Here is a 12626-nt window from a genome sequence, read left to right on the forward strand (position 1 = left end):
CGCCAGTTGTTCGGGCAGGCGAGGTGGTTGCACCAGCCAGGGGCGCGGGGCTCTGCTCGATCAACTGCGCGCGCGAGACACCACCCTGTGCGGATGACCCTGCGCGTTCGGCCTGCCGGCTGCGTGGGTGGCTCGTCAGGTCCTGCGCGCGCGGATGCGCCTGCTCTGGCGCGGGGGCGGGACCGTGCCGCGCCGCAGCAGGCGGACCCGCACCTCCGCACCGCCGAGCACGCTGCGGCCGAGTGCCACGTCACCGCCCGTGCTCTCCGCGACCCGCCGAACGATGTCGAGGCCCAGGCCGGTCGAGCCGTCGCGTTCCGCGCCGCCGCCGCGACGCATCGCTGCGGCGGGATCGGGGATGCCGGGGCCCGCGTCGGAGACGAGGATGATGACGCCGTCGCCGGTGCCGTGCACGTCCACCGCGAAGGCCGTGCCCTCCGGCGTGTGCCGGAAGACGTTGCCCAGCATCACGTCCAACGCCGCGCCCAACTCCGAGGCCGCGACCGGGACCTGGACCCTTCCCTCCGCGCCCGCGAGCTGCCAGTCGCGGGCCTCGTCCTCCGCCAGCGCGGACCAGAACGCGACCCGTTCCCGGATCACCTCAGCGGCGTCGCAAGAAACGCCACTCTTCCCGACCGCCGGAACTCCGCCACCACCGCGACCCCCGCGGCCCCGCACCGCGCGGATGATCTGGTCGACCTCGCGTTCCAACTGCTCGACCGCGGCGCGCGTCTGGTCGGCCGGGTCGCCCTCGCCGAGGGACGCCGCGTTGAGCCGCAGCACCGTCAGCGGGGTGCGCAGCCGGTGCGACAGGTCCGCCGCCAACTCCCTTTCCGCAGCCATCAGGTGCACCACACGGTCGGCCATCGCGTTGAACGCCTCGGCCGCCTCGCGAAGTTCGGGCGGGCTGTCGTCGACCTGCGGGACCCGGACGGCGAGATCGCCCGTGCCCAGCGCCCGGGCCGCACCCGCCAGGCGTCGCGCGGAGCCGACGATCCGCATGCCGAGCCGGTCCGCGACCGCGACCGAGATCGCGACCAGCACCACCGCGACACCGCTGAGTACCAGCCACGCCGACGTCACGCCCCGGGTCAACTCCGCGTCCGGGATGAAGACCTCGATCACCGCGACCTTGCCGTCGCTCACCGCGACCGGCTCCAGATACGCGTAGCCGCCGTCGACACCCGTCGTGCCGCTGCGTCCGTCGGCCGCCGCCGCGTCGATCGCGCTCTCGCTCGCCCGTTCCCTGCCCACGAGGGTGAAGCCCGAGCCGGCTCGCGGCAGGTGGATCGCGATCAGTCCGGCCGCTCCGTCCTGCGTGCTGGCCAGGGCGCGTTGCAGCGCGTTCTCGTCCGTGGTGATGGCCAGCGCCGGGCCCACGGTCGCCGCCTGCCGCTCGGCCGCGGTGAAGGCGCGCTCGCGTGCGGTCTCACGGACCATCAGGCCGAGCGGGATCAGGAAGGCCAGCGCCACCATCGTGGTGACCGCGACGCAGACCTTGAACAGCGCCCATCTCATCGCGCGTCCGCCGCGCCGCCCGTACTGCCGGTACCGCCCGTGGTGTCCGGAGCGTCGACCGGCACGTCCAGGCGAACCCCGACGCCGCGCACGGTGTGGAGGTAGCGCGGGCGCGACGCCGTCTCCCCCAGCTTGCGGCGCAGCCAGGACAGGTGGACGTCGATGGTCTGGTCGGTCCCGTAGGGCTGGCGCCAGACCTCGGCGAGCAGCTCGCGCCGGGGGACGACCACGCCGACCCGGCCCGCCAGGTAGGCGAGCAGATCGAACTCGCGCCGGGTCAGGTCGAGCTCCCGGCCGTCGAGGACGGCCTCGCGTCGTTGCAGGTCGATACGGAGGCCGCCCGCCTGGAGGATCTTCCCGCCGCCGCCCGACGAGCCCGCGCGACGCAGCACGGCGGCCATCCGCGCGGTCAGGTGTTCCGCGGAGAAGGGCTTGACCAGGTAGTCGTCCGCGCCGTCGTTGAGCAGGCGGATGATCTCGGTCTCCTCGTCGCGCGCGGTGGAGATGATGACCGGGGTGTCGGTCAGGCCGCGGATCATCTTCAGTGCTTCGCCGCCGTCCAGGTCCGGCAGGCCGAGGTCGAGGATCACCAGGTCGCAGCCGACCTGGGCGACCTCGCGCAGCGCCTCCAACGCGGTGCCGACACTGCGAACGGCGTGACCGGCGTCGGAGAGGTGACGAATCAGGGCGGACCGAACAAATGGATCGTCCTCGACCACGAGCACTGTTGCCATGGCCGTGACGCTACGCCATGGGAGGTCCAGACCTGTACCCCCAAACCCGTACCCCCGGATACCCCCGCATACCTCCGGCCCCGCACCTCGGATGCCTCGGAGCCACGTCCGGCGCGGCATACTGACCCGGTGCGAAGAGAGCTGGTACAGGCAGGCGCCTGGGCAGTCGCCACCGGGGCAGCGGTGAGCGTCTCCTGGTTGGGCGTCCACAGCGTGCTGGCCGACGACGGTTACCAGCAGCCGTCGGCCCTGCCGCTCTCCGTCACGGGCTCCGGTTCCAGGACACCCGCGCCGCTGCCCACCTCCCCCGGAACGGCGGGGCACTCCCCCGCGTCGACGCCGAGTGCCCGGCGCTCCTCCCCACCCTCCGCCACGCCGTCGGGCCGCGGGCACTCCTCACCCCCGCCTTCGCCGGAGCCGACCACCACCGCCTCGGGGCAGGTGACGAGCTACACCCCGAACGGCGGCCGGATCGTGGTCGCGATGGGCACGACCTCCGCCAGCCTCGTCTCGGCGACGCCCGACAGCGGCTGGTCGATGCACGTCTACACCGGCGACCAGTGGCTCCGGGTGGACTTCGTCAGCAGCACCGTCGACTCGATCTTCTACGTCACCTGGAACGGCACCGCTCCGATGGTGCAGACCTGGCAGTCCCCCGCCCCGAGCTGACCTACCGAGCGCTTCATGATCGGCATCCGTCCTGCTCAGAACAGCTTGCCCGGGTTCATGATCCCCAACGGGTCGAAGACCCCCTTGAGCTGACGCTGCACCTCCAGGCCGACCGGGCCCAACTCCCGGGCCAGCCACTCCTTCTTGAGCAGGCCCACGCCGTGCTCGCCGGTGATCGTGCCGCCCAGGCTCAGACCCAGAGCCATGATCGCGTCGAAGGATCCGCGCGCCCGCGCCGTCTCCGCCTCGTCCTTCGCGTCGAAGACGACCACCGGATGGGTGTTGCCGTCGCCCGCGTGCGCGCAGACGCCGATCGTCAGGTCGAACTCGCGCCCGATCCGGTCCACGCCCTCCAGCATCTCGCCGAGGCGGGAGCGCGGCACCGCCACGTCGTCGATCATCGTCGTCCCGAGCCGGTCCAGCGCTGGCAGCGCCAACCGGCGTGCCTCCAGCAGCAGTTCGGACTCACCGCTGTCCACCGCCGGGACCACCTCGGTCGCGCCCGCCTCCCGGCACAGCTCGCCGACCGCCGCCAGGTCGGAGGCCGGGTCCAGGCTGTCGAAGCCGACCAGCAGCAGCGCGGCCGTCGAGTCCGGCAGGCCCATCTGCGCCATCGCGTTGACCGCGCGGACCGTCGTGGTGTCCATCAGCTCCATCAGCGACGGTGTGTGTCCGGCGGCCATCACCGCGCACACCGCCCGGCACGCCTCGTTCGTCGAGGCGAACTCCGCCGCCAGCACCAGCTGCGGCGGAGGCGCGGGCCGGAGCGCCAGCACCGCGCCGACCACCACGCCCAACGTGCCCTCCGCACCGACGAAGAGACGCGTCAGGTCGTACCCGGCGACGCCCTTGGCGGTGCGGCGACCGGTCCGCAGCAGCCGACCGTCCGCCAGCACCACGTCCAGGCCCAGCACGTACTCGGCCGTCACGCCGTACTTGACGCAGCAGAGGCCGCCCGCGCCGGTGCCGATGTTGCCGCCGACCGTGCACGACTCCCAGCTGGACGGGTCCGGTGGATAGCTGAGCCCGTGCCGGGCCGCCGCCCGCGACAGCTCGGCGTTGACCACGCCCGGCTCGACCACGGCGATCCGGTTGACCGGATCGAGCTCCAGGATCCGGTCCATCTTCACCAGCGACAGCGCGACGCAGCCCGCGACCGCGTTCGCTCCGCCCGACAACCCCGTCCGCGCACCCTGCGGCACGACGGGAACGTGCAGCTCGGACGCGGTCCGCATGACGTGCTGGACCTGCTCGACCGTCTCCGGGAACACCACGCACGCGGGCGGGGCGGACTCGCAGAAGCCCGCCATGTCCGTCCGGTAGGACGCCGTGACGTCCGGGTCCTCCACGACGGCGGCCTCGGGGAGACCCTTCCGCAGTCGGTCGATCAGATCTGTCACGCCCAGATCTGTCGTGCGCAGATCAGTCATGCGGCATGCGCCCCCAATCAGCTCTCCACGTCACATCTTCGCCGGTTTGCCCGACGCGTACAGCCATGTCGCGAAGAGAGAATCAAGGTTCTTGCCGGAGACGGACGCGCTGAGCGCCTCGAAGTCGGCGGTGGTTCCGTGGCCGTGGCGGTGTGCGGAGGTCCACCGCTTCAGGATCGTGAAGAACGCCGTGTCCCCGACCGCCTCCCGCAGCTCCTCCAGCGTCATCGCGCCCCGGGCGTAGCTGGGCTCGCCGAAGAGGTGCCGCAGGTCGCCCGGATTGCCGGCCGGGTAGGCCCAGAGCGGGTCGTTGGCCGGCAGCGCGTAGAGCGCGGCGAGGCGCGCCTTGGTGGACTTGCCGCCGTGGTCGGCGTCCCAGAGCCACTCGGTGTAGGTGGCGAACCCCTCGTTGAGCCAGATGTCCTTCCACTGGGTCAGCGTGACCGAGTCGCCGAACCACTGGTGCGCCGTCTCGTGGACCAGGGTGTCGATGTCCGGCGCCTCGTCGTAGACCGGACGGGTCTGCGACTCCAGCGCGTAGCCGATCTTGCTGTCGTGCGCGACGATCGCCCCGGCCGCGTCGAACGGGTACGGCCCGAACCGGGATGCCTCCCAGGAGATCACCTCGGGCAGCTTGTCGAGCACCGGGAAGGCGTCGTCGGCCTCCGCCGGGTCGACCGCGACGTAGACGGGCAGCTTCGAGTCGGTCCAGTACTGGTCCACGTCGAACCGCCCGACACTGGCTGTGGCCAGGTACGCGGCCATCGGCGCGGACTCGTGCCAGGCGAAGGTGCTTTTGCCGTTCGTCGTGCGCTGGGTGCGCAGCACCCCGTTGGAGACGGCCGTGTACCCCGCCGGGACGGTGACGGTGACGTCGTAGGTCGACTTGTCGATCGGATGCGAGTTGCAGGGGAACCAGGTCATCGCCCCCTGCGGCTCCCCCGCGACGAACGCGCCGTGATCCCCCGGCTCGGCGATCCACCCGTCGAGGGAACCGTCGGCGTCAGTGATCGGCGTCGGCTTGCCGCCGTAGTTCACCTCGATGGTGAAGTCCCCGCCCTTGGCGACGGTGCGCCCGAGGGTGACCTCCAGCTTCTGCCCGTCCCTGCTCCAGCTCACCGGCTGGCCGTCGACGACCACCCGGTGCACGTCCAGCCCGAGCAGATCCAGACCGAAGGCCCCCAGGTCCTGCGTGGCGGTCGCGGAGAGGACGGCGTCGCCGTCGAGGTGCTGGGCCTTGGGTGTGTACGCGAGCGACAGTGCGTAGTGGCGCACATGCAGCCCGCCGGTGCCGGCAAGCGGCAGATACGGATCCCCTGCGCCGACGAATGCGGCGGACGCAGCCGGCACGGCAGGCGCGGTAGGCGCGGTAGGCGCGGCAGGCCCGGTAGGCGCAGGCACGGTGGGCGCGGGCGCGGTCGGCGCGGCTGCGGCACCGAGCAGCCCACCGCAGGCGAGGATGGCAGCGGTAGCGAGAAGAAGACGGTTCGTCACCTGACTAACCGTAATTTCGACGGACCGTCAGCTACCTGGGGAGATAGCCCAAAAGGTGACTCAGATCACAAAGCGATGCCATGCACCTCTAGGGGCGCGGGGAACTGCGCGAGCAACCTCCCTGTGAGGATGGCCCTGCTCGTTCAGCGACTCACCACACTGGGTGGCTTGTCGCGCAGTTCCCCGCGCCCCTAGATGGTGCAACCACCTGCGGGAGCGCATGCTCGGCTTGTCGCGCCCACGGGGCGGAGCCGCACATCAGCAGAGCCCCGCGCCCCTGAGGAAAGTGCGACTACCTGCGGTAGCGAACTCTCACAGGTTTCCGCGCAGCTCCTGCTCGCGCTCGATCGCCTGGAAGAGGGCCTTGAAGTTGCCCTTGCCGAAGCCCATCGACCCGTGGCGCTCGATCATCTCGAAGAACACCGTCGGCCGGTCCTGGACCGGCTTGGTGAAGATCTGCAGCAGGTAGCCGTCCTCGTCGCGGTCCGCCAGGATCTTCAGCTCGCGCAGCTCGTCCAGCGGGACGCGCGTGTCGCCGACCCACTCGCCCAGCGTGTCGTAGTACGCGTCCGGGGTGTCCAGGAACTCGACGCCCGCCTCGCGCATCGCCCGCACCGACGCGACGATGTCGTTCGTCGCCAGCGCGATGTGCTGCACACCGGGGCCGCCGTAGAACTCCAGGTACTCGTCGATCTGCGACTTCTTCTTCGCGACCGCCGGCTCGTTCAGCGGGAACTTCACCTTGCGGGTGCCGTCGGCGACGACCTTGGACATCAGCGCCGAATACTCGGTCGCGATGTCGTCACCCACGAACTCCTTCATGTTCGTGAAGCCCATGACCTTGTTGTAGAACTCGACCCACTCGTTCATCCTGCCGAGCTCGACGTTGCCCACGCAGTGGTCGATCGCCTGGAAGAAACGCTTCTCCGGCGCGGCCACGAAGGGCTTGCGGGCCGTGAAGCCCGGCAGGTACGGGCCGGTGTAGCGGCTGCGGTCGACCAGCGTGTGCCGGGTCTCGCCGTAGGTGGCGATGGCCGCCAGCACCACCGTGCCGTGCTCGTCGGTGAGCTCGTGCGGCTCGACCAGGCCGGTCGCGCCGTGGGCGACCGCGTGCTCGTAGGCGTGGCGGGCGTCCGGGACCTCGATCGCGAGGTCGATCACGCCGTCGCCGTGCTCGGCGACATGGCGGTTCAGGAACTTGCCGCGCTCGGTGCTCTCCTTGATCACGGAGGTGAACACGAAACGGGCGCCGCCCGACTCCAGGACATAGCTCGCCGTCTCGCGCTCGCCGTTCTCCGGGCCGGCGTACGCGACCAGGCGCATTCCGAACGCCGTGGAGTAGTAGTGCGCGGCCTGCTTGGCGTTGCCTACGGCGAAGACGACGGCATCCATTCCCTTGACCGGGAAGACGTCGGTCTGACTGCTCATGGTGGTGCACCTCCGGTGGGTGAGGCCGATGCGCGTACCGTCCCGCCGATCCACGAGCTGCGCAACCATGGCCCTCAACGCTGCGCAAGCTGTACAGCTCACCCCACTACCGGGGGCACGAGCTGTGCAGAGTGCGCACCTGCCTCCATTCTGAAGCAGCACTCCCCACCAGGCAGCGCGTCACCACCCGCGCCGAGCGCCTCAGCAGTGCGGAACGGAGCCCGAGCCGGTCTCCAGCGCGTCCAGTGCCGTGATCGCCTGGTTCAGCGTGTTCACCGGAATCAGCTGCATGCCCTTGGGCGTGTTGACCTTGGCATCGCCGCACTCGCTCGTCGGCACCAGGAAGACGGTCGCCCCGTCGGCAGCCGCTGCGTGCGTCTTGAGCGCGACGCCGCCGACCGCGCCGACGGCGCCGCTGTCGGTGATCTCGCCGGTGCCGGCGATGTTCCGACCGCCGGTCAGGTCACCGGCCGCGCCGGGCTTGCCGCTGCCGTTGCCGTGCAGTTCGTCGATGATCCCGAGGGTGAACATCAGCCCGGCGCTGGGACCGCCGACGTCGGCCAGCTTGAGGGAGACCTTGACCTTGTCCGGTGAGAGGTCGAGGTAGTTCAGCGCCGCCGCGGTGGCCGACTGCTGGGACTGGTCCATCTGCTGCTGGTTGGTCGCGTTGACCTGCGAGACGGACTGTCCGGCCGCGTAGACCGCACCGCGCGGGACGACGGCCTTGGTCGGGTCGAACCACGCCTGGGTGATCTCGCTCAGGCTCGGACTGTAGTCGGGCAGGGTCGCGGAGATGGTGACCATCCGGAGCTGGCCGTCGGTCTGCCGGGTGGGGTGACCGGTGATCGTGATCACCTGGGCCCCCTGGTAGCCGGACAGGGTGTTCACCGAGATCCCGGGCTCCAGCACGGCATAGGGCAGGTGCACGGTCGTCGCGACGACGATCGGGGCGACGACGAAGGCACCGCAGAGCGCGAGCCGCGACCACCGCGGAGCGAGCCAGCTCAGATAAGGGGACACGCCGGAATTCTAGGCGGAGGTGACAAGCCCGGCCGTAAGGGGCACGTCGCTCGCACCGTTCGGAGTCACCACCGGGCTTCCGCCGGGCCCCCACAGGGCCTCCGCCGGGCCCCGGCAGGCCGGCTCGGCGTCACCTCAGGGCTTCCGCGACCTCCGTCGCCGCCTCGACGACCCGGACGCCCAGCCGCTCCGGCATGGTCTCGCCGAGGACGAGGACGCCGACGCTGCCCTCGATCCCGCTCAGCCCCAACAGTGGGGCCGCCGCACCCGCCGCAGCGCCGCCGCGGTCCTCGGGCACGGTGGTGACGAACTCCGGATCCGGTCGCGTGCCGTAACGCAGCCCGCGCGCGGAGACGATCGCGCGCCCCGCGGCGTTGTCGTCCAGCCCGTGGCGGACGCCGGTCCGGTAGGCCACGTGGAAGTCGGTCCAGCTGGGCTCGACGACGGCGACGACCAGCGCCTCGTTCCCGTCGACCAGGGTGAGGTGCGCGGTCGACCCCAGGTCCTCGGCCAGGCTCCGCAGCGCGGGCAGCGCGGCCTCGCGCAGCAGCGGATGGACGCGGTGCGACAGGCGGAGCACGCCGAGTCCGACGCGGGCGCGACCGCCGATGTCGCGGCGGACCAGCCCGTGCTGCTCCAAGGTGGCCAGCAGGCGGTAGACGACGGTGCGGTTGACCGTGAGTCGCGCGGCGAGCTCGGTGACGGTCAGGCCGCGCTCCGAATCCGCCAGCAGTTTGAGGACACGAACGCCGCGGTCGAGCGTCTGTGAGGTCTCTGCGGTCACGCTGCGTGCCTCCTTCCGGGGATTCGGTTCCACCGGACGTCCGTCGGCGGGTGCGAGGAACTTAATGACGATGCACCGCTGTGCGGAAGGCCCTGTCCAGATTTCGGTCACCATTCGTTATCCAAAAAGGGACGAGAATTGGGCAAAGCTCCCCAAACGGAGACCCGCCCGACGCCCGGGCTCCGGCCTGCGAGACCGCCCCGCCCGCGCACCTCCGCGGCACCCCTGCCACGCCGATCGCCCGTGCCACGTTGGGTACTTCACCCCCCAGGCGTCACTCCCGACGCCCGCGCCGCCGCCCGGCACCACGCGGCGCAACACGATCACCACATCGCGATCACCGCATTCGGAAAGGCCGCTCATCCGAGTCCCGACGAATTCCGCGGACGACCCCCCGGTAAGAACGGTGATGATTCGACGGAGAATCTCACTCCGTGGATCGGAAACAGGAGGGATGCGCCGACCCCTGACGGATCAGGCAATCGGGGATTCGGGGAATCGGCCGGGGGATCCCCACCCCGGCCCCTGGCTGTCGACCGACGGTCCAGCCATGCCGAGTACGAACTGACACAACGACAAAAACCGTGTATTGCTTGGCTGTTCTAGCCGAGGCGGAGCAGGCCTTCGCGTACGGCGGTGGCCACGGCCGCGCCCCGGGTATCCACGCCGAGCTTTGCGTAGATGCTCGCGAGATGGCCTTTCGCCGTGGCCTCGCTGATGTAGAGACGCGCGGCGATCTGACGGTTCGGCAGGCCCTCGCCGAGGAGATGCAGCACCTCCACCTCGCGGGAGGAGAGCGTCGGCGCGTTGCCGCGGACCCGTCTCAGTACGCGGCGGACCGCGGTCGCGCCGAGGACCGTCTCACCGCGCGCAGCGGCCCGGACACCGGCCAGCAGGGCCTCCGGGTCGGTCTCCTTGCCCAGGAAGCCGACCGCACCGGCGTCGATGGCCGCGAAGATGTCGGGGTCACCGCTGTGGGCACTGAAGACCAGCACAGCGGGGGGTTCGGGCAGCGCGTCCATCCGCCGGACCAAGTCGAGCCCGGTGGCGGTGCCCTGGCCGAGGTCGAGGTCGAGCAGCACGACGTCCACGCGGCCCTCGGGTGCGGCGGCACGCTCCACGAGGGCGAACGCCTCGGCGGCGATCCCCGTCTCGGCGACGAGGTGCATGTCGTACTGATCCTCGATCAACACCCGCAGACCGAGCCGAATGGCGGGGTGGTCGTCGACAACCAGGACGCGCACACGGGCGTCGGCGTCCGGACCGCGAACTGCCACTTCCGCATCAACTCCTCGCCCTGGTTTCGGGACCAGTGTAGGGGGCACGCACCTTCAGCCGGGCGGAATGGTTACTTTCGGCCACTTACCAGTTCTTCGCGCTCTCTGTCCAGGTTCGATCGGTTGGTTTTTCTGCACCCATTCAGATCGATTTGATGCCGATGGAACGGGGATGAACCGGTTGTGACCGATCAGTAATGATCGTGGTCATGTTCAAGCGCATTGGTTCATGCACACCACCGGGTTGCACGACGGGGGGAATCCGTCCGGCACCCACCGAAAGGTACGGACTCTCACTTATGAACAGCACGCTGCGCGGCCAGATCATCATGGAACTGGCGACCCGTTCAGACATCAGTTTCCAGGTCCCCGTCCGGCTGACCTTCGAGCGCTCCACCCCCTGGGCGGTGGGCCTGACGTTCCTCCTCCCGGGCGACGATCCGGTCTCCTGGACCATCTCGCGGGAACTGCTGCTGGACGGTCTGAGCGACGTCGCGGGAGACGGCGACATCCAGGTGCGGCCGGTCGAGTGGCTCGACCAGGATCTGGTCTCGATCGCCCTGCGCTCGCCGGACGGTGAGGCCGAACTCCTGGCCCCGCTGGCCGCGTTGCACGCCTTCCTGCTCCGGACCGACCTGATCGCGCCCTTCGGCGACGAGTTCCCGGAGGAGTGGCTGGACCAGGGCATCGCTCGCCTGCTCGGCTCCGGCGCCGAGTTGCACCAGTAGCCCGGCCTGCGCCCCTGCCTGAGCGCCTACGCCAGCAGCCGTGGCGCGAAGGCTCCTTGAGGCAGGCTAACCGACACCACGGTGCCGATGCCGACGCAGGAGGAGAGCGCCAACTCCCCTCCTGCCCGTCGGACCCGGTCCCGCATCGCGCCGAGTCCGACGCCCACGGCCTCCTCGAGGTCAACCCCCGCCGTCCTGGGGCACTTCGCGCCCGTCGCGCCCACCGCGTGGACCTCACCCGTCGCGTGGACCTCGCCCGCCGCGTGGACCTCACGCGAGGGCCGCGTGGCGCCGGCCACCAGGCCGGGCGGCAGGCCCACTCCGTTGTCGCGGACCTCCAGGGTCAGCTCTCCGTCCGCGTACCGGAGCGTCACGTCGACCCGCGTCGCCCAGGCGTGCCGGAGCGCGTTGTTGACCGCCTCCTGGGTCACCCGCAGCATCGCGCTCTCCCGCGTCGGTGACAGCCGGAACGGCGTGCCGAGCACCAGGCAGTCCACCCGCGGCGCGCGACTTCGGGCCGCGCTCCCCCAGGCCTGCTCCGAGGCGGCCAGGCTCCGCCGTACCAACGCGACGTAGCGCCCGACGGCGGCGGGCAGACCACCCTCGCCCAACTCGCTGTAGGCGATGCCGTGGACCATGTCGCGGGCCTGACCCAGCGCCACCGAGTTGATCGTCGCTGCCGCCCGCAGCCTGGTACGGGCCTTCTCGACCTGCTCGGCGGGCGGCAGCGACTCGTCCGCCGCCTTGAGCAGCATCGCCACGGCGGAGAGTTCCTGGGCCACGGTGTCGTGGATGTCCTGGGCCATCCGGCCGCGCTCCTCGACCCGGCCCTCCTCGCGGCCGTCGACACGGCCCTCGTCGTGACGCGCCTGACTGTCCCCGTGGACCCGGCGCAACTCCGCGACCAGGGCCCGGTCACGGAGCTTCAGCAGCCGGATCTGCATCAGGCTTCGGGCCAGCCCGAGCGCCATCCCGGCGCCGACCAGCAGCCCGAGCATGGGCAGGGAGCCGTTGGCGCCGTGGGCCAGCGTGCGCATCACGAAGGCCGCGGCCGTCAGCCCGCCGATGACGTAGACCGGGCGGGCCGGCAGGACCAGCAGGTAGACGAAGTAGAGCGGCGCGACCAGGGTCTCGTACTCCATCCGCACCACGGTCAGGGCGAGCCAGAGCGCGGTCAGGGCGATCAGCCAGAGCACCGCCTCCTGACAGACCTCCCGGGCCGGGATCCAGCGTCCGGCGTCCGCGCCGCTGCGCCGGCAGACCTCCGGCGCCAGGGCGTAGACGGCCGCGAAGACCAGACTGAGCAGGAGCCCGTGGGGGCAGGTCCCGTCCCGGAGCCGGACCTGCAGGGTGAGTGCCACCAGCAGGGAGAGCACGACCAGGTGCACCGGCGCCAGCAGCCCGCGTCCCGTCCGGAGGAGGCGACGACGGGCCCGGTCCCACACCATGGCTGCCTGCGACACCCTGTCCCCCCTTCGCCGGGTCGCGCCCGTCACACCTGACGCGTACTCACCTACAGCTGTGCGGAGTTCGGGCAGCGCAGC

Annotated in this window: 11 protein-coding genes; 2 read left to right on the forward strand and 9 right to left on the reverse strand. The window is 70.8% G+C overall.

Features of this window, described 5'->3' with window-relative positions:
* Positions 1 to 135 precede the first annotated feature (135 nt).
* Both ABH928_RS18980 and ABH928_RS18985 read right to left on the reverse strand, forming a co-directional pair.
* Complete coding sequence (locus tag ABH928_RS18980; protein ID WP_370067875.1) at positions 136 to 1518, reverse strand: sensor histidine kinase; 1383 nt, start codon at positions 1516 to 1518, stop codon at positions 136 to 138.
* Positions 1515 to 2252, reverse strand: coding sequence for a response regulator transcription factor (locus tag ABH928_RS18985; RefSeq protein ID WP_370067877.1), 738 nt, complete (start codon positions 2250 to 2252; stop codon positions 1515 to 1517). The genes ABH928_RS18980 and ABH928_RS18985 overlap by 4 nt, the downstream gene beginning before the upstream one ends.
* Positions 2253 to 2381: 129 nt before the next feature.
* Here ABH928_RS18985 and ABH928_RS18990 point away from each other — a divergent pair, with 129 nt between their 5' ends.
* Complete coding sequence (locus tag ABH928_RS18990) at positions 2382 to 2921, forward strand: hypothetical protein (RefSeq protein WP_370067879.1); 540 nt, start codon at positions 2382 to 2384, stop codon at positions 2919 to 2921.
* 35 nt (positions 2922 to 2956) lie between these two features.
* Here the strand turns inward: ABH928_RS18990 and ABH928_RS18995 are convergent, their stop codons facing one another.
* From ABH928_RS18995 to ABH928_RS19020, 6 genes are all read right to left on the reverse strand, one after another.
* A complete protein-coding gene (locus ABH928_RS18995) occupies positions 2957 to 4351 on the reverse strand; it encodes an FAD-binding oxidoreductase (protein WP_370067881.1) in 1395 nt (464 codons plus the stop codon).
* 30 nt (positions 4352 to 4381) lie between these two features.
* Positions 4382 to 5845 carry a M1 family metallopeptidase gene (locus ABH928_RS19000; protein ID WP_370067883.1) on the reverse strand — a complete coding sequence of 488 codons (1464 nt, stop codon included), beginning with the start codon at positions 5843 to 5845 and terminating at the stop codon, positions 4382 to 4384.
* Between the two features lie 312 nt (positions 5846 to 6157).
* A complete protein-coding gene (gene hppD, locus ABH928_RS19005) occupies positions 6158 to 7273 on the reverse strand; it encodes a 4-hydroxyphenylpyruvate dioxygenase (RefSeq protein ID WP_370067885.1) in 1116 nt (371 codons plus the stop codon).
* A 201-nt stretch (positions 7274 to 7474) separates the two neighbouring features.
* Positions 7475 to 8293, reverse strand: coding sequence for a S16 family serine protease (locus ABH928_RS19010; protein ID WP_370067887.1), 819 nt, complete (start codon positions 8291 to 8293; stop codon positions 7475 to 7477).
* A 130-nt stretch (positions 8294 to 8423) separates the two neighbouring features.
* On the reverse strand, positions 8424 to 9077 hold the full coding sequence (locus tag ABH928_RS19015) for an IclR family transcriptional regulator (protein WP_370067889.1): 654 nt from the start codon (positions 9075 to 9077) through the stop codon (positions 8424 to 8426).
* Positions 9078 to 9679: 602 nt separating this feature from the next.
* A complete protein-coding gene (locus ABH928_RS19020) occupies positions 9680 to 10354 on the reverse strand; it encodes a response regulator (RefSeq protein WP_370067891.1) in 675 nt (224 codons plus the stop codon).
* Positions 10355 to 10653: 299 nt separating this feature from the next.
* On the opposite strand from ABH928_RS19020, the gene ABH928_RS19025 reads away from it, so the two are divergent.
* The gene (locus ABH928_RS19025) at positions 10654 to 11082 is read left to right on the forward strand and encodes an SsgA family sporulation/cell division regulator (RefSeq protein ID WP_370067893.1); all 429 of its coding nucleotides are present in this window, start codon (positions 10654 to 10656) and stop codon (positions 11080 to 11082) included.
* A gap of 26 nt (positions 11083 to 11108) precedes the next feature.
* On the opposite strand, the gene ABH928_RS19030 is transcribed toward ABH928_RS19025, so the two are convergent.
* Positions 11109 to 12545, reverse strand: a complete 1437-nt coding sequence (locus ABH928_RS19030; RefSeq protein ID WP_370067895.1) for a sensor histidine kinase — start codon at positions 12543 to 12545, stop codon at positions 11109 to 11111.
* Positions 12546 to 12626 lie beyond the last annotated feature (81 nt).

Source organism: Streptacidiphilus sp. MAP5-3 (genome assembly GCF_041262505.1).
Lineage (GTDB): Bacteria > Actinomycetota > Actinomycetes > Streptomycetales > Streptomycetaceae > Streptacidiphilus.

Excerpts from the sequence above, each read along its gene's own strand:
- hppD (WP_370067885.1), bottom strand. The coding sequence starts at position 7,273 with ATGAGCAGTCAGACCGACGTCTTCCCGGTCAAGGGAATGGATGCCGTC.
- ABH928_RS18980 (WP_370067875.1), bottom strand. The coding sequence starts at position 1,518 with ATGAGATGGGCGCTGTTCAAGGTCTGCGTCGCGGTCACCACGATGGTG.
- ABH928_RS18985 (WP_370067877.1), bottom strand. The coding sequence starts at position 2,252 with ATGGCAACAGTGCTCGTGGTCGAGGACGATCCATTTGTTCGGTCCGCC.
- ABH928_RS19025 (WP_370067893.1), top strand. The coding sequence starts at position 10,654 with ATGAACAGCACGCTGCGCGGCCAGATCATCATGGAACTGGCGACCCGT.
- ABH928_RS18995 (WP_370067881.1), bottom strand. The coding sequence starts at position 4,351 with ATGACTGATCTGCGCACGACAGATCTGGGCGTGACAGATCTGATCGAC.